The organism is Thermococcus celer Vu 13 = JCM 8558, assembly GCF_002214365.1.
Classification (GTDB): Archaea; Methanobacteriota_B; Thermococci; order Thermococcales; family Thermococcaceae; genus Thermococcus; species Thermococcus celer.
This window is the reverse complement of record NZ_CP014854.1, coordinates 233,064-254,206: the sequence shown is the minus strand read 5'-3', so window position 1 is coordinate 254,206 and position 21,143 is coordinate 233,064. Positions and strand designations below refer to the sequence as shown.

Sequence of the window (21,143 nt, the reverse complement as noted above, 5' to 3'; positions counted from 1 at the left end):
AAGATGAGAGTAAGTATCTTAAGGGAGGAGTGTGAAAACGGGAAACTCGTGTTGCTACTCAAGATTGAGATCGAGATAAACAACCTGCACCAGCACGAGCTGAGCGATTTGGAAGGGCAGGTATTGGACTTTATCCTTGATAACAATGAGATAACCCAGAAGGAATTGGGAGAGCTGTTCGGCAGGGCCAACGCCTGCAGGGCCGTCAGGAATCTTGAGGCTATGGGATTGGTTCGACGTGAAAGAAAGGGAAAAACGTACGTAATCAGGGTGGTTTAAGTGATAGAGGCGGTTAAGCTAACCAAATACTACCCTCCCCCAATAAAGTCCCCCCTTGATTTGAAAAGTCTTGGGGATTTTCTTGGAAAGCCCAGGGAGGAAATCCCGGCTCTGGTTGATTTGAATTTCAAGGTTAAGGAAGGCGAGATATACGGTCTCCTCGGTCCGAACGGTGCTGGAAAAACCACGCTCTGCAAAATCGCCAGCGCCCTTGTTATACCTACGGGGGGACATCTCTACATTGATGGGTATGAATCGGTTGAAGAGCACAACGAAGTTAAGGGCAAAATATTTACCATCTTTGGGGGGAGCAGGGATTTATTCGGACTCTTTCAGTGGAGGGTGAGCGTGGAGAAGAATCTCAGGTTCATGGCTGAACTGTGGGGAATTCCCAAGGCAGAGACCGATAGAAGAATTAATCAAGCACTTGAATTACTCCACCTAAAAGAGAAACGGAACGAGTGGTATCAAAAACTCTCCGCTGGAATGAGACAGAAGGTTTACCTGGCGTTACCCTTAGTCCTCCAGCCTGAAGTTCTGATCCTCGACGAACCTACGGTTTATCTCGATGCTTTTACGAGAAGGGAAGTCTGGAATGCAATTTTGAGGCTTTCAAAAGAACTCGGAACAACAATACTATTGACGACCCATAATCTAAGAGAGGCTGAAAGTCTGTGCGACAGGGTTTTGCTATTCAACAGGAGCAAAATCGCCGAGGGGACCCCAAAAGAGCTCATTGAAGAAGTTCAGACCCTCAAAGCGGAAAGGAAAATCATTGCAAAGATTAAAGGAATGGTTCATCCCAAGGATTTTGATGGAATCACCCAAAAAATAGAAGTTCAACGCAATGGGGAGTTCACGTACCTCCAGCTGTACTTCAAAAATGAGGACATCAAAGAGGTGCTCGGTCTCCTATCCCGTTACAAAATTGTCGACGTTCAAACATCTCAAGTGACCCTCGAAGAGGTGTTCACTCACCTGTGCAAAAAATAGAAGACTAACGCTTCGCCCACTCCACCATGCCCCTGAAGAGCCTCAGCCCGTCTTCGCTTCCTAGGAATTTATCGCTCGCCCTCTCTGGGTGGGGCATGGTTCCGAGGACGTTACCGCGCCCGTTGGCTATCGCCGCTATGTTCATGAGGGAGCCGTTCGGGTTCGCCCCGTCCGTGACGTTTCCCTCCCCGTCGCTGTACCGGAAGACCACGCGAACTTTTGAGGGGTCGTCCGTGTAATAATTCCCCTCGGCGTGGGCTATCGGCATCCTGATGACCTCCCCTGGCTCGTAGAGGGCGGTGAAGGGGGTCTCGACGTCCTCGACGCGGAGGTGCACCCACCTGCAGAGGAACCTTGGGTTTTTGTTCGGCCTCAGCGCCCCGGGCAGAAGGCCGGCCTCCGTTAAAACCTGAAAGCCGTTGCATATCCCGAGGACGGGCCTACCGTCCCGGGCGAACTCCCTAACCTCCTCCATTATCCCGGCCCTCGCGGCGATGGCCCCGGCCCTGAGGTAATCGGCGTAGCTGAAGCCGCCGGGCAGGACAACGCCATCGAAGTCCTTCAGACCTGATTCGTGCCAGACGCGCTCCGCTTTGCCCCCGGCTTTTCTAATCGCTTCAAGGGTCTCAAAGTCGCAGTTCGTCCCCGGAAACACTACAACGGCGAACTTTGGCATCTCACTCACCCAGCGGCTCTATTTCGTACTCGTAGGTGTGGATCAGGGGGTTGGCGAGCAGGCGTTTGCACATTTCTTCGACGTCCTCCTCCGGCTCCTCGCTCTCAAAAACGAGCTCAAAGCACTTTGGAACCTTCAGCTCATCAACGTCATAGCCCAGGTTTTTTAGCGCCTTCCCGATGACCCTTCCCTCGGGGTCGTTGAGCCCCTCCTTCAGGCGAACGATGATTTTTGCCTTCCACCTCATGGGCGTCACCTCACGTAACGACCTTCTCGAGCTCGTCCAGCTCGATTGCGCGCTTTACCTCGAGGCCTATCCTCCTTCCAGTGCTCATGGGCTTCCTCCAGAGGGCGTTGCCGTAGGGGTGCCCCATGGCCATGTGGATGTTCGTCCCGCCGCCCGTCCGGGGGGCGACGTCGTAGATGTAGAAGTTCAGGTCCTTGTCGACGGCGGTCTGGAGCGTGAAGGGGCCGATGATCCCGGGCGGGTAGTACTTCTTGGTTGCCTCCACGTAGCGCTCGGCCATGTCGAAGACCTTCTCAAGGAGGCTCTCGCGGAGCGTCGAGGACGCGTGGCCGCACACGGTGTACTCGGGCTCGAACTGGTGCTCGGGCAGGGTCAACTGCTGGCCCGCTGGAAGGCGCACGTGGCCGTCAAGGCTCGTCTCGAAGCGCCAGTCTATCCCGAGGAGCTCGATCTCCCCGTCGATGGGCGAGTAGAAGAAGTCGAAGTTGAAGACGGGGCCTATTATGTAGCGCTCTACCCTTGCCCTCGCGAGGTCCTCCTCCGTGATCACGCCGAGCTTCTTCAGGCGTTCGGCCTTCTCCCGGAACTCCCTATATGAAGCGGCCGTGAAGAAGCCGCGCTCGAGCCTCTTCTTCGCGTGGGGGAGCTTGACGATGACCAGGCCGACGTCGTCTATCTCCTCCGGCTTTACGGCTTCGGGGTACGGAAGCCCCGCCCTCTCAAGGAGCCAGTAATAGCTCTTCTCCTCACTACGCTCCTCGCTCCTCAGCAGGTTGCGGCTCCCGAAGAGCGGCACCAAAAACTCGTTCTCGACCCTGTCAATGCCCGTGTAGACCACAAAGGAGCGGTTGGGAACGAAGATGACGTTTCTCCTCCTCAGCTCCTCCTGAATTTCAATGATTCCGCCGAACCTCTCCAAAACGATTACCTCGTCGATGAAGCCCTTCGTCAGGCCGTCCTTCTTCTTTCTCTGCCTGAAGTACTCCGCGTATGTTCTGTGCCTCCCGCGCTGGGCCACGACCAAAACGGGGAGGCCCTCCTCCTTCGCTCCATCGGCTATGTCAAGGGCGGAATGGCTTCCGATGACCCCGATTGCTATCCGCCCGGGGTCGTAACCCTCAAGGATCCCCAGGATCTCGTCGCGACCTATCATTCATACCACCTCAGCACGGATTCGGCTCAAACTCCTTCCCGAGTTCCTTTAGAACGCGTATCCTCTTCTCGACGCTCTCCCTCGTCCCCACGTCGGCGCGGTGGAAAACCTCCCCTCTAACGTGCCTTATTCCTGCGGATGCGATTCTCTCCGCCTCTTCAAGGGAACCGGCGATTCCAACGACCGCCACCGCACGGGAGCCGAGAAGGGTTAAGTTCTCATCCACGGAGGCGTAGTAAACCCTGGCACCTTCTTCCCTGATTTTATCCTCCCTGATTTCAACCCCGACGCCCTTTATTGGATCAGCGGGATAACCCCGCGGGGCGAGGTACTTGACGACGGTGGCTTTTTTCTCAAATTCAGCCTTTTTGAGCCTCCCGCCAACTATCCCCTCCGCTATCTCGGGGAGCGGTGTTTTCAGAATAGGAAGAACGTTCATGGCCTCGGGGTCGCCGAAGCGGGCGTTGTACTCGATTATCTTTGGTTCATCCTTGGCGAGCATGAACTGGCCGTAGAGGATGCCTTTGTAGGGGGTTCCCTCCTTCCTCATGGCTTCAACGGTTGCCCTCAGGGTTTCGAGGGCCCTCTCGTAATCCTCCCCCGTTACGAAGGGCAGGGTGTGGTTTTCACATGAGTAAGAGCCCATCCCTCCGGTTATCGGCCCAACATCGCCCTCATAGGCGTGGGGGTAGTCCTGGGCGAGGGGCATCGGGATCACATTTTTTCCGTCCGTGAAGACCTGGAATGTGAACTCAACGCCGTCCGTCCTCTCCTCGATCAGAACCTTCCCGTCCCTCCGGATGAGCTCTTCGGCGTAGGCCTTCGCCTCCTCGTTGTCCCTCAGCTGGTAGCCGACAACTTTAACGCCCTTACCCCCTGTCAGTCCGAGGGGTTTTACGACGACGGGCCTTCCGAAGTCGTCCACCCACGAGCGCATCTCGGAAACGTCGTCGAAGACCCTGAAGTGCTTCCTCCCCGGAATTTCGTATTTTTCCATCATGTGCCTCGCAAAGGCCTTGTCCGTCTCGAGCCGGGCCGCCTCCTTTGAGGGACCAACCGCGGGGATCCCGTTCTCCTCAAGGACATCTACGATTCCCCTCTCGAGCGGGGCCTCCGGGCCGATGAAGGCAAGGTCGACCCCGAACCTCTCGGCGTGGGCGAGAACCCTTTCCACGTCCGTTTCCCTGGCGAGGGCGTAGCCCTCCGCGATTTTGAGAAGCCCCGGATTTCTGTGCTTTGAGACAACGTAGAGCTCGGCACCACCCCTCACGAGCGCCTCGCCTATGGCGTGCTCCCTGCCGCCGCCTCCAACGAGCAGAACCTTCATAGGTTTCACCATTTATAAGTCAAAAAATTCAATTTTTAAGCTTTGTTTTTACATTAAAATGGCAAAACTTATAAGGGCTGGGGAGAACAGAGACCGGTGAAGGCCATGAAGGTGCTCGTGGTGATGGGAAGCAAAAGCGACTCTCACATCGCCGAGAAGGTTGCCAAAGTCCTGGAGGAGTTTGGAGTTGAATACGACGTTGAGGTTGCATCCGCCCATAGGAACCCGGAGAAGGTCGAGGAGCTGGCAAAGAGAGACTACGACGTTTTCATAGCCATAGCGGGCTTAAGTGCCGCCCTGCCGGGCGTTATCGCATCCCACACGACCAAACCCGTGATAGGGGTCCCAGTCTCGGCGAAGCTCGGCGGTCTCGACGCCCTCCTGAGCATGGCCCAGATGCCCCCGGGTGTTCCGGTAGCCGCCGTCGGGATAGATAACGGGAAGAACGCGGCTTTGCTCGCAATTGAGATTTTGGCGCTAAAAGATGAAAGCATGAAGAAAAAGCTTGAGGAGTACAGGGAAAAGATGAGGGGCTAGTGGCTTTATTTTTTAATTTATTTTTTTAAAAGACTTTAAAAAGAAAAATCAGAGCAGGTGCATCTTTTTAATAAACTCCTGGCTCTGCCACCCCCCGCTCCTCGTCCTCAGCTCAACGGTGTGCGCGATCCTCTCGGCCCTCCTCTTCGCGGCCTCAACGTCCTTATCCCACGCCAGCGCGACCCCCAGTCTCCTTCCGGGATAGGCCTCGGGCTTTCCGAAGAGCCTGATTGTGGCGTTCGGAACGCTTAAAGCTCTGCTTAAGCCGCGGAAGCGCGGGGAATAACCGGGGACGTTGGCCTTGATGACGTGGGTCGCCGCAGGTGCTACAATCGGGAACAGGCGGTATCCATCGACCCACTCCCCCGGAATCGGAAGCCCCAGAACGGCCCTCAGGTGCAGTCCGAACTCGGAGAAGCCGGGGGGATGAGAGGCCAAGGTTACCATCCCCGTGTCGTGGGGCCTCGGCGAGACCTCGTTGGCCCAGACCCTATCGCCCTTCACGAACATCTCGACGCCGAAGAGCCCGAGACCGCCGAGGACGTCGGTTATCCGTTTGGCTATGCGGTAAACCTCGCGCTCGGCCTTCTCGCTTATTTCCGCAGGCTGCCAGCTTGAGTGATAGTCGCCATCAATCTGGTAGTGCCCCACGGGCTTCGGAAAGGTCGTGACGAGCTCGCCGTTTTCGTCGTAGTGCCTGACCGCCAGCTCCGTTATCTCGACGTCGAAGTCGATGTGCTCCTCCACGATTATCTTGTCAGCGCTGCCGCGGGCCTTCTTCTTGGCTATTTCCCACGCCTTCGGGACGTCTTCCGGCCCCCTGACGAAGTAGGAGCCCTTTCCCGAGGAGCTCATTATGGCCTTCGTGTGACAGGGGTAACCTATCCTCTCGCAGGCGTCGTAGAGCTCGTCGAGCGTTGTTGCGTAAGCGTAACGCGAGGTGGGAACTCCGGCTTCCTTCGCGAGCGTCTCCCTCGTCCTCTCGCGGTGCATGGCTATCCAGGTCGCTTTTGCATTGGGGACAACGAAGTAGCCGTCCCTCTCGAGCTCGAAGAGGGCGTCGAGGTTTATGGCCTCTATCTCGGGGATTATCGCGTCGGGCTTTTCGCGCTCGACCACCGAGAACAGGAAGTCGGCGTTCCTCATGTCCCCGACGTAGGAGCGGTGGGCAACCTGCATCGCGGGAGCGTTGGCGTATCTATCCACGGCCACTACCTCAACGCCCAGCCTCTGGGCCTCGATGGCTATTTCCTTTCCGAGCTCACCGCTCCCGAGGAGCATTATCCTAACGGCGGAATCCGTCATGGCGGTTCCAAGCTCGTCCCGGGGTTTTATCATCACCATCACCTCATGCTTTGACGTAAAAATGTTGAAAATTCATTATATTTAAGCCTTTTTAAGCATTAAAATGGCAAAGCTTTTAAGGTTCGGCCCCCAACTCCCACGCGGTGATAGCATGCTTACCTACGCTCAAGCCGGGGTGGACGACGAAAAGACCTCGCGGGCCTTGAGGGGGATCATAGATCTCGCAAAGGCGACCTTCAAGTTCAGGAAGGGCAAAATCGGCGAGCCGGGGGAGATAGGCCACTACGCCGCCTTGATGGATTTCCGCGACTTCTACCTCGCGATGACGACGGACGGGGTGGGGACCAAGGTTCTCGTGGCCGAGGCCGTCGGGAAGTTCGACACCGTAGGCATCGACATGGTGGCGATGAACGTCAACGACCTGATATGCGTTGGGGCCGAGCCCGTGGCGCTCGTCGACTACCTCGCGGTGAGGGAGCCCGATGAGAAGGTTTTCGCCGGGATAGCCAGGGGGCTCTACGAGGGGGCGAGGCAGGCCGGAATCTCAATAGTCGGCGGGGAGACGGCGGTGATGCCCGACCTTGTAAGGGGTTTCGACCTCGCGGGGACGGCCGTGGGCATCGTTCGGAGGGAGCGCGTGATAACCGGCGAGAAGATAAAGCCCGGAGACGCGGTTATCGGTGTTGCCAGCTCGGGGATACACTCCAACGGCCTCACGCTGGCCAGAAAGCTCCTCATCCCGAAGTACGGGCTCGACTACGAGTACGAAGGGAGGGAACTCTGGGAGTGGCTCCTGGAGCCGACGAGGATTTACGTGAAGCCCGTTCTGGAACTCCTGGAAAGCGTTGAGGTCCACGGATTGGTGCACATAACCGGCGGCGGTCTAACCAACCTCAAACGCCTCACGAACCACGGCTTCTACCTTGAGATGCCGCCCATCGAGGGGATATTCAGGCTCATCCACGAGAACGGCGTCCCATTGGAGGAGATGTTCAGGGTCTTCAACATGGGCGTTGGTATGGCGGTCATAGTGCCATGGAGGGAGAGGGAAGAAGCCCTTGAGATCCTGGGTAAGCACTTTGAGGTCTTCGATCTTGGAACCGTCACGGAGGAACCGGGGATAGTCGTGGGAAACTACGGGATAGGGCTTTAAGGCCCGTCCCCAACTTTCCTTGGTGGTGGCATGGAGCTCACGATTAAGAGGAAGGGGTTCCTCGAGAACCTGCCCGGGATCGTAAAGGAGGCCGTTGAGGAGTACGGGATCGGACTGAGGAAAATAGTGATAGAGGAGGACGGGAAGGGCTGTTACACGGTCTTCATAACCTACGAGTCCCCCACGAGCCGCCTGTAAAGCTCCCCGTAGGCTTCCATTAGGTCGCCCCTATCGAAGCGGAAGACGTCCTTGTCGAGGCTCCCCTTCGTTCTCGCATCCCAGAGGCGGCAGGTGTCCGGGCTTATCTCGTCACCGAGGACTATCTCCCCCCTGCCGTTCTTCCCGAACTCCAGCTTGAAGTCGACCAGCACCACCCCGCGCGAGGCGAAGTACTCCTTCAGGATCTCGTTGACCTTAAGGGCGATGCGCTCCATCTCATCTATCTCCCCCTCGCTTATCCCGAGGGCCTTCGCGTGGTAACGGTTTATCATCGGGTCTCCGAGGTCGTCGTCCTTGTAGTAGAGCTCGACTATCGGCTCCGCCAGTTCGGTCCCTTCCGCAAGGGGAAGGCGTTTCTTCAGGCTCCCGGCGACGACATTCCTGACCACGACTTCGAGGGGATACATCCTCAGCCGCTCGACGATGAGCCTGTTGTCGCCGGCGACGCCGATGAAGTGGGTCTTTACGCCCCTCTCCTCGAGAACCCTGAAAAGAACCGCGCTTATCTGGGCGTTGAGCGAGCCCTTGCCCTTGAATTCTCCCTTTTTTCCGCCGTTAAAGGCCGTGGCATCGTCCTTGAACTCCATAATCACCTTCCCCTCGTCGAGGGGGACTATCCTCTTGGCCTTGCCTTCGTAAACCCGCACGGTCTTCACCATTTTAATGTAAAGTTAACCTCTATTTAAGGATTATTTTAACATTTAAATGTCAATAAGTGGGCAAAGCTTTTAAACACGAAAAGCTAAAATATCGCGTCGAAGTCCGCTTTCATTGACATTTAAAAGTTAAATGCTAAAACCAAAACGGCGGGGTTTCCATGAGGGAGAAGTGCGGGGTCTTTGCGGCGGTTACAGAGAACGCACCGAGGAAGGCCTACTACGCGCTCATGGCGCTCCAGCACCGCGGACAGGAGAGCGCGGGGATAAGCGTCTGGAAGCACCGGATACGGACGGTCTCGGGGAGGGGGCTCGTCTCCGAGGTCTTCAGGAACGGCGAGATTGCGAGGCTGAGGTCGGGGATGGCGATAGCCCATGTCCGCTACTCCACTTCGGGTTCCCCCACGGAGACCCAGCCGCTGGAGGCGGCCTGCTGTGGAAAGACCGTAGCCGTGGCCCACAACGGGACCCTGACCAATTTTCTCCCGCTCAGACGGCACTACGAGGGGCTCGGAGCCCGCTTCAGGCACTCCGTTGACTCGGAGCTCCTGGGGATCTCGTTCCTTCGGCACTTCCGCGAGACCGGGGACGAGTTCGAGGCCATGGGGGCCGTTTTTGAGGAGGTCCGGGGGGCCTACTCCGTGGCCTTTCTCTTCGATGGAAAGATACTCGTCGCGAGGGACCCCGTCGGCTTCAGGCCGCTGAGCTACGGCCGGGGGGACGGCCACTACTTCGCCTCGGAGGACTCTGCGCTGAGGCTCTTCGTCGATGAGACGAGGGACGTAAGACCCGGGGAGGTCTTTCTCCTCTCGGAGGGGGAGGTTGAGAACAGGGTTATAGCCAGGGAGAGGCATCACCACTGCGTCTTCGAGTACATCTACTTCGCCCGCCCGGACAGCACGATAGACGGCGTTAACGTGTACCTCGCGAGGGTCCGGATGGGGCAGGAGCTGGCCAAGGAGAGCCCGGCCGATGGGGACGTCGTCGTGGCCGTGCCCGACTCGGGCAGGGCGGCCGCCCTCGGCTTTTCGCAGGTGAGCGGGATCCCCTACTCGGAGGGACTGATAAAGAACCGTTACATAGGGAGGACTTTCATAACCCCGGGGCAGTTCTACCGCGAGCTGAAGGTCCGGCTGAAGCTTTCGCCGGTGAAAGAGGTGGTAGAAGGGAAGAGCGTCGTCCTCGTCGATGATTCAATCGTCAGGGGTACCACGATGAGGCGCATAGTGGCGATGCTCAGGAAGGCCGGCGCGCGGAAGGTGCACGTCCGGGTGGCATCGCCGCCGATAAGGTACCCCTGCTACATGGGAGTTGACATCCCGACGAGGCACGAGCTCATAGCGGCTTTCGGCGGGGTTGAAAGGGTGAGGAAAGCGATAGGGGCCGACAGCCTGGCCTACCTCAGCGTCGAGGGGCTCAGAAGGGCGGTTGGAATGAAAAACCTCTGCACCGCGTGCCTCACGGGCGAGTACCCCGAGTGGGCCTTTAAGGTCTGATTCCAAGGGCTCCCCCGAGCGCGGCCTTGACTTCCTCGATCTTCTCGTTTCTGAGCTTAGCTATCCCGTAGCTCTCCCGTTATCTCAGCTTCCGTATCCTCGCCGCCGCGAACTTGAACTCCGGGGTTCCCGCCTTGTTCAGTGCCGGACTCGTTACCCTGTTGGCCTTGAAGTGGAAGGGAACGGCGATGAGGCCCGGCTGGACGTCCCCCATACCCGCCCTCATCCTTATCCTGCCGCGCCTCGTCTCTATCTCGACCCAATCGCCCTCGCGGATTCCGAGCTTTTCAGCGTCGTCCCGGTTTATCACCGCCCTGGGCTCCCCCATCAACCTGAGGAGCGACGGACTCCTGAGCGTCATCTCGCCCGTGTTGTAGTGGCTTATCACCCTGACGGTGGTCAGTATGAACGGGTACTCCCCGTCCGGCCTCTCCCACGGCCCCACCTGCTCCACGGCGATGAACCTCGCCTTCCCGTCGGGTGTCGCGAACTCCCAGGTGTGGAGTCTCTTCCTCGGGAGGAAGATACCGTCGCCGTTCTTGAGCTCCTCAACGCTCCTCTCCTCCAGCGAGGGGAAGAGGCGGAAGTACTCTTCGGTTATCTCCTCGACGCTCGAATAGTTGAAACCGGGCAGGCCAAGGGCCCTTCCGAGGTCGGTCAGTATCTCCCAGTCGGGCCTTGAGTCCGCGTATGGCTCGCAAACCCTCTGGCTCCACTGGATTCTGCGCTCGCTGTTCATGTAGCTCCCGGACTTCTCGCAGAAGGCGCTGGCCGGGAGGACGTAGTGGGCGTACCTCGCCGTCCGTGTCATGAAGAGGTCCTGAACGACGAGGAGGTCGAGCTTTCTGAGGGCCCTCCGCACCTCCATGAAGTTCGGCTCGCTCACCGCCGGGTTCTCCCCGACCACGTAGAGGGCCCTGAGGTCACCCCTCTCAACGGCCTCCCAGAGCTCCGTCAGGTAGAGGCCGCGCTCCGTCGGGAGGTCTTCCACTCCCCATATCTTCGCCACGCGCTTCCTGAACCTCTCGTCCGTCAGGGGGACGTAGCCCGGCAGAAACTCGCTGAGCGCCCCCATGTACGCCGCCCCCTGAACGTTGTTCTGGCCGCGCATGGGGTAGAGGCCACCCCTCTCGCCGATGTAACCGAGGAGCAGGGCGAGGTCTATGACGGCCATGACGTTCTCGACGCCTGAGACGTGCTGGGTCAGTCCCATCCCCCACATCACCGCCCCGCTACCGGCCAGGGCAAACGTCCTCGCCACTTCACGGATAACCCCCGCCGGAACTCCGGTGATCTTCTCCGCGTACTCCGGCGTGTACTTCCTCACGGCCATCCTGACCTCGGAGAAGCCCGTGGTCCTGCCCCTCACGAAGTCCTCGTCGTGGAGCTCCTCGCGGATTATCACGTTCATCATGGCGTTCGCGAGGGTTATGTCCGTTCCCGGGCGGACGATGAGCCCGTAATCGGCGAAGGCCATCGTCCTCGTCTTCCTGACGTCAACGACGATGATCCTCGCCCCGTTCTTCCGGGCCCTCAGGATGTAGTCCATCACTACCGGGTGGGTCTCGGCCGGGTTGTAGCCCCAGATGAGTATCGCGCCGAACCCCTCGAGATCCGCGTAGGGGTTGGTCTGCGCCCCGGCCCCGACGGTCATCTTGAGGGCGTGGACGCTCGCCTCGTGGCAGAGACGGGCGCAGTTGTCTATGTTGTTGGTGCCGAAGAGCCGCGCTATCTTCTGGAGGAGGTAGTTCTCCTCGTTGCTGACCTTGGAGGAGGCCAGGAAGGCCACAGCGTCGGCCCCGTAAAGCTCGCGGATTTCGAGGAGTTTAGCGGATATCTCATCTATGGCCCGTCCCCAGCTCACCGGCCGCATCCGCGAGCCCTCACGCTTCAGGGGGCGCTTGACCCTGTCCCCGGAAAGGACGAACTCCGTTGAGTGAAGCCCCTTGGGACATAGCTTGCCCCTGTTCGGCTCGCCCCTGTGGGGTTTGACCTTCATCGTCTCTGGATCAACGAGGAGCCTGCATCCGAAGCCGCAGAAGGGACACACAACCGTCTTGGGCCCGCTCACGTTACCACCTTTGCACGTTCCAACGGCAGGAATAAAAAGGTTTTCGGAGAAATTAGCAAAAAGGTGCCTGAAATACGTCTGGAACGAAAATCCAGCTCATATCGCCTTCTCCAGGAAGTACTCGTGGACCCTCGTGTCGTCCGTCAGCTCGGGGTGGAACTCGAGACCGATGACGTTGCCCTCCTCGACGCCCACAACCCTGTCACCGAGCCACGCTATCGGCCTCACCTCATCGCTCAGGGTCTCGACTATCCTCGGAGCGCGGATGAAGACGCCCGGGAAGGGTTCATCGCTGAAGGATAACCTCACCGGCGCCTCGAAGCTGTCCACCTGTCTCCCGTAGGCGTTTCTGTTGACGCGGACGTCGAGGAGCCCGAGGAACCTCTGCTCCGGCGTGGCGCCGATAACCTCCCTCGAGAGCATTATCAGGCCCGCGCAGGTGCCCATTATCGGGAGACCCTCCCCGCCGAGCTTCCTCAGAGGATCGAGGAGACCGTTCTTCACCATCAACCGGGATATCGTCGTGCTCTCGCCGCCCGGGATTATCACCGCGGAGACCCCCTCGAGCTGGGCCGGCTTCCTGAGCCAGAGCACCTCCCCCGAAACCCCGAGGTTCTTCAGAGCTTTCGTTGCCGCCCCAATGTGCTCCTCTACGTCGCCCTGGAGACCCACAACTCCCACCTTAACCATTTTATCACCCCCGGAAGGCAAAAGAAAAGGGGATCAGACGCCCCTCTCCTCGAGGCGGACCTGGAGCTCCTCTATCTCCTGCCCCTTCATGGGCTCCCCGATTTCCCTGCTTATCTCGGCCAGGACCTCCGGCTCGTCCCAGTGGTTGACGGCCTCGACTATGGCCCTCGCCATCTTCTCGGGATTGGAGCTCTTGAAGATGCCGGAACCAACGAAGACGCCGTCCATTCCCATCTCCATCATGAGCGCCGCGTCCGCCGGCGTCGCGATCCCTCCTGCGGCGAAGTTCACAACAGGAAGCCTGCCGAGCTTCTTGATCTCGAGCAATATCCCGTAGAGCCCTTCCACTATCTCGCGGTAGGTGTAGTCGCCGTAGACCGGCTCGTTATCGAGTACCTTCGCCGGGAGACCAGCTATCTCCTTGACGTTGAGGGACAGCCTCAGATAGGGCTCGGCGAACTTCTCGGCGACTCCGTAAATCCCCTCGTCTGTCATGGCCTGCACCTGCCTTATCCCCTCGGCGACGAGACGGACGTGCCTCACCGCCTCCACTACGTTACCTGTCCCCGCCTCGCCCTTCGTCCTTATCATCGCGGAGCCTTCCCATATCCTCCTCACGGCCTCGCCGAGGTTTCTGGCGCCGCAGACGAAGGGCACCTTGAACTCCCGCTTGTCGATGTGGAAGAACGGGTCGGAGGGCGTCAGAACCTCGCTCTCGTCTATCATGTCGACCCCGAGGCTCTCCAGGATCCTGGCCTCGGCCACGTGGCCTATCCTGACCTTCGCCATGACGGGGATCGTAACCGCGTCCATTATCTCCTGGATCTTCTCTATCGGCGCCATCCTCGCCACTCCGCCGGCCTTCCTGATGTCCGCCGGAACCCGGTGGAGGGCCATGACCGAGACCGCGCCGGCCTCTTCCGCCACCCTGGCCTGCTCGGCGTTGGTGACGTCCATTATGACCCCGCCCTTAACCATCCTGGCAAAACCGCGCTTCAGCCTGTCCGTACCCTTGGCCTCTATAACGTGGAGCTTCCCCATCGCCATCACCTTCTCAAGTTTTGACTTGCATTAATCTCAAGGAAAAACTTGAATATAAGGTTTGTGGCGGGGTGACCGGACATCAAGAAAGGGAGAGTTGACGGTAGAACCCAGAAACAACGAGACATCGAAACTTCCCTGAGGGGGACGTCACTATTGATAAGAACGGGGCAAAACACATAATCGATAGACATATCTCCAAAGAAACATGGAAGCGTAAGTCAAAGTTCCGACATCTAACCGCGGACATGATTTTCCAGATGATAAAGACGACCATCGAAACTGGCAAACCGTATTGTGACGGAAAGAACAGACATAATCGAGAAGTATTACCCTGGGGTTGGTGCTAAGAACAAACTGAGGGTTGTTATCGAGCGGTTGCCCAGTGGTCTGTACAGAATAGTGACGGCATTTCCGGTGGACTGGGACTGAGCAATGTTTTTATTTTTATTCAAAAGATCGAGGTGATGCTAACGGGTGAGTTCAGGGCCGTTTTTGTGCTTGATGACTCGTTCGGCCCGCTGAAAAGGAGAGCAAAAGAGGTGGTAATGGACGGAAAGGGACATGATTATCCAAGTGAGTCAATAATCGGAACAACGCTGAATGGGTACGACGTCGTTATTTATTGTGATGGTAGGGAGGTATTCAACGCAACCGTTTACTTCAACGAATTCCTCTACGAGCTGCTCCGCTTTGGATTCTACGCCATAACCGGAGAAATCCCAGAAAACTTGGAATTCCACGGGCTGGAGTGCAGGGGGGTAAGGGACATTCCGGAATGGCTTAGCAGGGACGTTGGAATCCTCAAAGGGTTATTGGGCGATAAATTCAGAGAGCTAACATCAAAACCGTTCCTGGCGTCATCATTTGGAAGTTACGACCCCACCCTGGGTGTTTACCTCTTCAAAGAGGACGGGTATACGTACCTCGTAAGCCTGAATTACAGGAGGGTGTGCAGGGTACCCGTTGGAGAGTTCGTGGGGGTTGTGGTTGAGACCGTTGAGGGGGCCGTTCGTGAGTTGGAATCCGCCACTCAGATATTCGAGGAGAGCGGCATCAAAGAGTACGGCAAGATGATAAACGATTACAAAAAACTGCTGCGAGAACTGAAGGAACTTAGCAAAGGGGCGGAGAGGGGATAGCGGAAAGCCGGGATATGAAGTCCAAAACACAATCGAACACTTAAGTCTCGGGAAAACATGGAAAGGAAATCCAGGGGGAGTTCAGACCTTTCCAATTATTTCGAGGCTGACGTCGAAGTTCCTCACGCTGTGCGTCAGGTAGCCGAGGCTTATCACGTCGACGTCGAGCTTCGCAAGATGATACCCCAATTATCCTGAGGGCATGCTTATCCAGCACCATAACACTTATATATTATATAATCATAAACAATCACAAACAATCATAATAATAAGATTTTGATCGATATCGATTAGGTGATGCTACCATGTTTGCAGAAGAGCGAAGAGCTAAAATCTTGGAGTTCCTACGGAGGCACAAGAGCATGACTGTTTCTGAGTTAGCTAAAATACTCAATGTTTCCGAACCCACGATAAGGAGGGACCTGGCATTTTTAGAAAGTAAAAGACAGATAATTCGGACTCATGGGGGAGCTATAGCAATAGAGTACCTTTCTTATGAACCTACGTTCTTTGAGAAAGAATCTCTTGAGAAATCCGCCAAGGAAGAAATCGGGAAATTAGTTAATGATCTCGTGAAGGATGGGGACATCATAGTTTTGGATTCTGGGACGACTACTCTAGAGATAACCCGAAACCTTGAAGATAAAAATATCACGGTAATCACGAATTCCCCCCTTATAGTTAGGGAACTCTCTATACGAAAAAACGTGGAAGTAATACTTACAGGGGGAACTCTTAAAAAGGGGACACTTGCTTTGGTGGGCCCAATAGCAGAGAATACCTTGTCTAAGTTACATGCAGATATGGCTTTCGTTGGGGCTAATGGTATTACGTTAGATGCAATAACAACTACAAACTTGCTGGAAGCTGAAATTAAGAGGATAATGATTAAAATTGCCTCGACGCCATATATTGTGGTGGATCATTCGAAGTTTGGTAGGACTGCTTTTGTGAAATTTGCAGAACCAAAGGAGGTTTCTGCGATAATAACAGACTCTGGAATTGATCCTAAGTGGATTACGGCGTTCAAAGAACGGAAGATTCAGCTTATAACACTGGGAGGTGTGGGCAGGTGATACTTTCTGTTGCAATGAATCCGGCTATTGACAAGACCCTTTTTGTTGAGGAACTAAAACTTGGAGCAACTAATAGGGCCGTAGATGTCAGTAGAAACATTGGAGGAAAAGGCATTAATGTAGCTAAAAATGCTCGAGCACTTGGCGCAGAGGTTACAGTTGTGGGGTTTATTGGAGAGAAAAGCAAGCTTGTGTTTGAGGACTATCTTTCATCTTTGGGAATAAAATATGATTTTGTAGTTATTCCCCAAGTGGATGTTCGGGAGAACATAAAATTAATAGAAACTAGTACTGGACGGCTTACTGAGATTAATGAAGGAGGTCCTGAAGTTAGCAAACAACTCTTTGAAGTCTTAAAACAAAAGATTTCTCAATATTCTAAACGAGCAGATGTCACAGTATTATCTGGTTCCCTCCCTCAGGGATTGTCAGTTTCTGCTTACAAGGAGATTATCACAGAAATTCGAGAGAATACAAAAGTCATCCTTGATGCAAGCGGAGATGCGTTAAAACAGGGGATCGAAGCTTCCCCGTTTATGATAAAACCTAATCTCCAAGAATTTTCACAGCTACTTGGGAAGAATTTTGAAGAAATTCGTGAAATAGTGGCCGCGGCTAGAGAGTTGATGGATAAATATGGAATAAGCGTCATATGTGTTTCTATGGGAGCGCGGGGAAGTGTTACAATAACTTCAGAAAGAGCATATTACGCTGAGCCTCTTTATATTGAAGATGTAAAAACTCCTGTAGGTGCAGGAGATGCATTAGTGGCAGGTTTTGCTCACGCTTTTGAAAAAGGGCTTGGTATTGTTGATGCTATCAAAATTGCAACGGCTACTGCTTCTACCTCAATAATATCGGAAGATACGGGTCCGATTGATTTAGAAGTTTTTCGGGCATTACTTTCGAGGATTGAGATTACAGAGGGGGATAAACAATGACTGAGATTAAAGAGGTAATTCGAGAGGAGCTAATTAAAATGGAACTAAAGAAGAGAAACAAGAGAGAAGTTATACTTGAACTCATTGATTTACTTTACGAATATGGAGTTGTCAAGGATAAGGAGAAGTTCTTCGAAGATGTATGGGCAAGGGAGCAGATAACACCAACTGGAGTTGGGTTTGGTGTTGCAATACCTCACGCTAAAAGCTCTGCTGTAGTGTCCCCTGTAGTGGCCATCGGAAAATCAAGTAGAGGTGTTGATTTTGAGGCCATAGACGATAAGCCCGTCCATTTGGTGTTCTTGATAGGGGTTCCTGAGAATGCACGAGATCTTCATCTGAAAATACTAAGTTCCCTCTCCAGAAGACTCGTCCATGAAGAGTTTAGGGAGGCCCTGATGAGGGCAAAAAGCCCTCACGAGATTGTGGAGATTTTGAGTAAGAACATTGAAGGATAATGCGGATTTGTTATCCGATCGAAAGTGTTGGGAGGTGTTGAAAGATGCCAGACGAAGAAAATCGAAAAATAAAAATTGCGGCCACTACAGCCTGTCCAACTGGAATAGCCCACACATATATGGCAGCAGAGGCTTTAGAGAAAGCCGCTAGGGAACTGGGTGTTGAAATAAAAGTTGAGACCCAAGGAGCAAGAGGAACTGAAAGTCAGCTTTCAGAGAAGGACATTGAGGAAGCAGATGCTGTGATAGTCGCTGCCGCAACGAAAGTTGATCTCTCTAGGTTTGAAGGTAAACCAATAGTGGAAGTTCCACTTCAGGAAGCCATAAAGAATGCAAAAGAAGTCTTGCTGAAGGCCATTGAACTTGCAAAGGAAGAGCCCACCCGCAGAAAAGAGCAACCCGCAAACCCCCCTAAAAAGACAAGAGAAAGCCACGACATAATTCAGGTAAACGCGGTAAGTGGTGCATATAGACACCTACTAACAGGAGTTTCCTTTATGATACCCTTCGTCGTAGCGGGAGGTGTGTTGATAGCGCTCTCGTTCGCTTTTGGTATCCACGCGTTTGAGAAGGAAGGAACACTAGCTTGGGCACTCATGAAAATGGGTGGCGGGGCAGCATTTAAATTGTTTGTTCCAGTGCTTGCGGGATACATAGCGTACTCTATTGCAGATAAGCCAGGCCTTGCCCCAGGTATGGTTGGTGGCTTTTTAGCGGTAGACATGGGTGCAGGATTTCTTGGAGGTATCGTGGCGGGATATATAGCCGGATATCTTGTAGAATACATGAAAAAAGTAGAAATTCCCGACCTTTTAAGTGGAGTTTACACAATCTTCGTAATTCCACTAACGTCAGTATTTGTTGTAGGGGTTCTAATGATATACATAATCGGTAACCCAATATCCTCCGTTGAAGCGAGCCTAAGAACCTGGCTCTCCACTGTAAGTACTGCGGGCGCCATAACTTTCGGATTGATACTTGGAGCTATGATGGCTTTTGATATGGGTGGTCCCGTTAACAAAGCTGCTTACACGTTTGCGGTTGGTCTTCTCGGAGAAGGAATTTACACACCAATGGCAGCAGTTATGGCAGCGGGTATGACACCACCTCTCGGTCTTGCACTTGCCACAACCCTGAAGAAAGAGCTGTTTACAGAAGAGGAAATTGAGGCAGGAAGAGCTGCATGGATCTTGGGAATATCTTTCATTACAGAGGGTGCGATCCCATTCGCTGCAGCAGACCCGTTCAGAGTAATCCCATCTATAATGACAGGATCAGCAATTACAGGGGCACTCTCAATGGCACTAAATCTGGAACTTAGGGCACCTCATGGAGGAATATTCGCAATAATCTTACCAAACGTCGTCAATCACCCAATCACTTACCTAGGTGTGATAGCAATTGGAACAATAATTACAGCACTGGTAGTTATTGCCGTGAAGAGATACACACGTAGAGAGGTAGCTTTTGCTTGATCATCTTCTTTAATTTCTTTGTTCATATCGTAACGGAGGGATAATATGAAAATTAGAAAAAAAGTTGTTGTCAAAAACCCAGAAGGACTTCATGCCCGTCCGGCATCTGAGCTGGTTAAAGCTCTTTTAGGGGTTTCCAGTGAGGTCTATATTGTGTATAAAGGCATGAAGGCGAATGCAAAGAGCATCTTAAACATCCTAAGCTTAGGAGTCGACCCTGGCGCTGAAGTTGAGGTTATCGTAAGCGGAGAAGACGCTGAAAAAGTTATCGAAATTGTGGAGGGAATTCTGGATGGAGAGGCAAAAAAATAAAGTAATCCAAATTCCAAGGGGCAATATAATATCTGAAGGCTATGGATTGGGTACTCTTAGAGTACTAAAGAGAAAAAAAACAACAGAAAAACAGTTTATCAACCTAGAGGATATCAAACTTGCCGCAAAAACTCTCTCTTCCGAGTTGAGCAAAATTATAAGTGACCCCTCATTGCCAAAGGAGGTACAGGAAATTTCGCAGGTTCATCAGCTCCTTCTTGAGGATCCGTTTCTTTGGAAAAAACTGGAAGATGCAAGCGCGGATGGGAAGATAATGATTGAAGACTACAAGTATATTCGCGACGAAATAATCTCATTATTGTTGAGCACCGGTAATCCTCTCATACAACAGAGAGTTGACGATATTAAAGACCTATTTAGAAACCTTCTTCTTGAATCTCCTGAAGGACTTGATAATTTAAAGAGTAATGTGGTATATAGTGAGGAGTTTTTCCCCTCTGATATCATAAAGTTGAGCACTCTTGGCGTCAAGGCTCTCCTTTCCACCCAAGGCTCTCACACGACTCACGCCGCCATTCTCGCTCGGGCGTTTGAAATCCCGTACATAATCCGGCTTCCTGACCTCTCAGAGTATGAGGGAAAGACGGTTTTTGTTGATGCGGTAATCGGTAGGATCGTTATAGACCCTGATGACGCAAATATTCGAGAATTTGAAAAGATAACAAAAAGGTACACAAAAGAAAAAGAGAAAATAGAAAAATACGGCAGGCTCAAGTTTGACGACATAAAGATAATGGCAAATATCAGTGTGCCCCAAGAAATAGAGGTTGCCAAAAGGAAAGGAGCAGACGGAATTGGCCTTTTTAGAACAGAATTCCTATTCGTTGGGCGGGATAATCCCCCCTCTGAAGAGGAGCAATATCTCGTTTATAAGAAGGCTCTAGAAACATTTTATCCTGAAGAAGTTGTCATTAGGTTATTAGATATTGGAGGAGACAAGAAACTTGAATACCTGCCAGTAGATGATGAGGAAAACCCATTTTTAGGATTAAGGGGGATCCGTTTACTCCTGAAGCACAAAGAGATTTTAAAAACCCAACTGAGAGCACTCCTCAGAGCATCACCCTATGGCAATCTCTCAGTTTTAGTTCCGATGGTTACTTTGCCTGAAGACATCAAAGGACTGCTCAGGATCATCCACGAAACAAAAGAAGATCTTTTAACTGAAGGAAGGAAAATAGGGTCCTTCAAGCTGGGCATTATGGTAGAGGTGCCTTCGATAATATGGCTCATCGATAAGATTAATCCCCATATTGACTTTGTGAGCATAGGCACAAATGACCTGACGCAATATATCTTTGCGGCAGATAGGAACAATCCTTCAGTATCCAAATATTACCAAGACGAGCACGAGATAATCTTTGAGATTATCACCACTATAGCTGAAAAAGCTAGAAACTTCAATCTGCCAGTTAGCGTTTGCGGGGAACTGGCAGGAAAAGAAGATGCTGTGGAGATATTACTGCAATTTGGTGTTAAAAAATTCTCCGTTTCATCCTTTAAGGTTCCCTTCATAAAAAGGAAGATTTATGAAATTCAAACTGTCAAGAAGGGGAATATGAAAGCTAAAACCTCAGACGATCCCAGTCTTTTATCATAAACTATGTATCCCCGGAGGGTGATTAAAGTGAAAGCATACCGACAGCATCGATATCATACTGTCAGGATAAGCATGTTGAACGTTAGGTTTAAGTTTCTGATAATACTTTAGAAAAAAAGAGGGAAAGGGTGGTTTCAGCTCTTAAGCCTTTTCACAGGAACTGGCTGTGTTTCTGCCTTTGAGTCCTTGGGGCTGGATTTTTATTCACATTACTTTTGGGCCGGAGCGCCGGTTCGGGACAGTTAAGGGAGGAGAGTTCTAAAATTAGAGTCCGC

The 21,143-nt window shown here is 53.4% G+C and carries 22 protein-coding genes and 1 pseudogene; 13 read left to right on the top strand and 10 right to left on the bottom strand.

Features of this window, described 5'->3' with window-relative positions; all coding sequences use genetic code 11:
* Positions 1-3 precede the first annotated feature (3 nt).
* Positions 4-279 carry a helix-turn-helix transcriptional regulator gene (locus A3L02_RS01455; protein ID WP_054833759.1) on the top strand — a complete coding sequence of 92 codons (276 nt, stop codon included), beginning with the start codon at positions 4-6 and terminating at the stop codon, positions 277-279.
* The gene (locus A3L02_RS01450; RefSeq protein WP_088862292.1) at positions 280-1,272 is read left to right on the top strand and encodes an ABC transporter ATP-binding protein; all 993 of its coding nucleotides are present in this window, start codon (positions 280-282) and stop codon (positions 1,270-1,272) included.
* 4 nt (positions 1,273-1,276) lie between these two features.
* Here A3L02_RS01450 and purQ read toward each other — a convergent pair whose 3' ends face one another.
* Genes purQ through purD form a run of 4 tightly spaced genes read right to left on the bottom strand, consistent with a single transcriptional unit; the run spans position 1,277 to position 4,675 of the window.
* Complete coding sequence (gene purQ, locus A3L02_RS01445; protein ID WP_088862291.1) at positions 1,277-1,948, bottom strand: phosphoribosylformylglycinamidine synthase I; 672 nt, start codon at positions 1,946-1,948, stop codon at positions 1,277-1,279.
* A gap of 1 nt (position 1,949) precedes the next feature.
* Positions 1,950-2,195, bottom strand: coding sequence for a phosphoribosylformylglycinamidine synthase subunit PurS (gene purS, locus A3L02_RS01440; RefSeq protein ID WP_088862290.1), 246 nt, complete (start codon positions 2,193-2,195; stop codon positions 1,950-1,952).
* A gap of 10 nt (positions 2,196-2,205) precedes the next feature.
* The gene (locus A3L02_RS01435) at positions 2,206-3,348 is read right to left on the bottom strand and encodes a formate--phosphoribosylaminoimidazolecarboxamide ligase family protein (protein ID WP_088862289.1); all 1,143 of its coding nucleotides are present in this window, start codon (positions 3,346-3,348) and stop codon (positions 2,206-2,208) included.
* 10 nt (positions 3,349-3,358) lie between these two features.
* On the bottom strand, positions 3,359-4,675 hold the full coding sequence (gene purD, locus A3L02_RS01430; RefSeq protein ID WP_088862288.1) for a phosphoribosylamine--glycine ligase: 1,317 nt from the start codon (positions 4,673-4,675) through the stop codon (positions 3,359-3,361).
* Positions 4,676-4,780: 105 nt separating this feature from the next.
* Between purD and purE the strand changes: the two genes are divergently transcribed.
* A complete protein-coding gene (gene purE, locus A3L02_RS01425; RefSeq protein ID WP_088862287.1) occupies positions 4,781-5,212 on the top strand; it encodes a 5-(carboxyamino)imidazole ribonucleotide mutase in 432 nt (143 codons plus the stop codon).
* A 48-nt stretch (positions 5,213-5,260) separates the two neighbouring features.
* Here the strand turns inward: purE and purT are convergent, their stop codons facing one another.
* On the bottom strand, positions 5,261-6,550 hold the full coding sequence (gene purT, locus A3L02_RS01420) for a phosphoribosylglycinamide formyltransferase 2 (RefSeq protein ID WP_088862286.1): 1,290 nt from the start codon (positions 6,548-6,550) through the stop codon (positions 5,261-5,263).
* Positions 6,551-6,668: 118 nt separating this feature from the next.
* Here purT and purM point away from each other — a divergent pair, with 118 nt between their 5' ends.
* Positions 6,669-7,670 carry a phosphoribosylformylglycinamidine cyclo-ligase gene (gene purM / locus A3L02_RS01415; protein ID WP_088862285.1) on the top strand — a complete coding sequence of 334 codons (1,002 nt, stop codon included), beginning with the start codon at positions 6,669-6,671 and terminating at the stop codon, positions 7,668-7,670.
* A gap of 30 nt (positions 7,671-7,700) precedes the next feature.
* Positions 7,701-7,868 (top strand): hypothetical protein, encoded by a 168-nt coding sequence (locus tag A3L02_RS10295; protein ID WP_204247206.1) that lies wholly within the window; start codon positions 7,701-7,703, stop codon positions 7,866-7,868.
* Here the strand turns inward: A3L02_RS10295 and purC are convergent.
* The gene (gene purC / locus A3L02_RS01410) at positions 7,841-8,536 is read right to left on the bottom strand and encodes a phosphoribosylaminoimidazolesuccinocarboxamide synthase (RefSeq protein ID WP_088862284.1); all 696 of its coding nucleotides are present in this window, start codon (positions 8,534-8,536) and stop codon (positions 7,841-7,843) included. The genes A3L02_RS10295 and purC overlap by 28 nt on opposite strands.
* Positions 8,537-8,706: 170 nt before the next feature.
* Here purC and purF point away from each other — a divergent pair, with 170 nt between their 5' ends.
* Entirely contained in the window at positions 8,707-10,041 is a 1,335-nt protein-coding gene (purF, locus tag A3L02_RS01405; RefSeq protein ID WP_088862283.1) for an amidophosphoribosyltransferase, read from the top strand.
* Between the two features lie 79 nt (positions 10,042-10,120).
* Here purF and fdhF read toward each other — a convergent pair whose 3' ends face one another.
* The 3 genes from fdhF to pdxS all read right to left on the bottom strand — a co-directional run bounded on the left by fdhF (position 10,121) and on the right by pdxS (position 13,843).
* A complete protein-coding gene (fdhF, locus tag A3L02_RS01400) occupies positions 10,121-12,112 on the bottom strand; it encodes a formate dehydrogenase subunit alpha (protein WP_088862282.1) in 1,992 nt (663 codons plus the stop codon).
* A gap of 96 nt (positions 12,113-12,208) precedes the next feature.
* Positions 12,209-12,802 carry a pyridoxal 5'-phosphate synthase glutaminase subunit PdxT gene (pdxT, locus tag A3L02_RS01395; protein WP_088862281.1) on the bottom strand — a complete coding sequence of 198 codons (594 nt, stop codon included), beginning with the start codon at positions 12,800-12,802 and terminating at the stop codon, positions 12,209-12,211.
* Between the two features lie 33 nt (positions 12,803-12,835).
* On the bottom strand, positions 12,836-13,843 hold the full coding sequence (gene pdxS, locus A3L02_RS01390) for a pyridoxal 5'-phosphate synthase lyase subunit PdxS (protein WP_088862280.1): 1,008 nt from the start codon (positions 13,841-13,843) through the stop codon (positions 12,836-12,838).
* Between the two features lie 467 nt (positions 13,844-14,310).
* On the opposite strand from pdxS, the gene A3L02_RS01385 reads away from it, so the two are divergent.
* On the top strand, positions 14,311-14,985 hold the full coding sequence (locus tag A3L02_RS01385; protein WP_088862279.1) for a hypothetical protein: 675 nt from the start codon (positions 14,311-14,313) through the stop codon (positions 14,983-14,985).
* 81 nt (positions 14,986-15,066) lie between these two features.
* Here the strand turns inward: A3L02_RS01385 and A3L02_RS10140 are convergent.
* A pseudogene (locus A3L02_RS10140) lies at positions 15,067-15,159 on the bottom strand (carboxylating nicotinate-nucleotide diphosphorylase); the annotation flags it as partial.
* A 131-nt stretch (positions 15,160-15,290) separates the two neighbouring features.
* Between A3L02_RS10140 and A3L02_RS01380 the strand changes: the two are divergent.
* From A3L02_RS01380 to ptsP, 6 genes are read left to right on the top strand one after another with little or no spacing between them, the layout of a single operon-like run.
* Positions 15,291-16,061: a DeoR/GlpR family DNA-binding transcription regulator gene (locus A3L02_RS01380; protein ID WP_088862278.1), complete on the top strand. Its 771-nt coding sequence runs from the start codon at positions 15,291-15,293 to the stop codon at positions 16,059-16,061.
* Positions 16,058-17,002, top strand: a complete 945-nt coding sequence (locus A3L02_RS01375) for a 1-phosphofructokinase family hexose kinase (protein ID WP_157895710.1) — start codon at positions 16,058-16,060, stop codon at positions 17,000-17,002. The genes A3L02_RS01380 and A3L02_RS01375 overlap by 4 nt, the downstream gene beginning before the upstream one ends.
* On the top strand, positions 16,999-17,460 hold the full coding sequence (locus A3L02_RS01370) for a PTS sugar transporter subunit IIA (protein ID WP_088862276.1): 462 nt from the start codon (positions 16,999-17,001) through the stop codon (positions 17,458-17,460). The genes A3L02_RS01375 and A3L02_RS01370 overlap by 4 nt, the downstream gene beginning before the upstream one ends.
* A 44-nt stretch (positions 17,461-17,504) precedes the next feature.
* Complete coding sequence (locus A3L02_RS01365) at positions 17,505-18,935, top strand: PTS fructose transporter subunit IIC (protein WP_088862275.1); 1,431 nt, start codon at positions 17,505-17,507, stop codon at positions 18,933-18,935.
* 45 nt (positions 18,936-18,980) lie between these two features.
* Entirely contained in the window at positions 18,981-19,247 is a 267-nt protein-coding gene (locus A3L02_RS01360) for an HPr family phosphocarrier protein (RefSeq protein ID WP_088862274.1), read from the top strand.
* Positions 19,228-20,868 carry a phosphoenolpyruvate--protein phosphotransferase gene (gene ptsP / locus A3L02_RS01355; RefSeq protein WP_088862273.1) on the top strand — a complete coding sequence of 547 codons (1,641 nt, stop codon included), beginning with the start codon at positions 19,228-19,230 and terminating at the stop codon, positions 20,866-20,868. The genes A3L02_RS01360 and ptsP overlap by 20 nt, the downstream gene beginning before the upstream one ends.
* Positions 20,869-21,143: the final 275 nt, after the last annotated feature.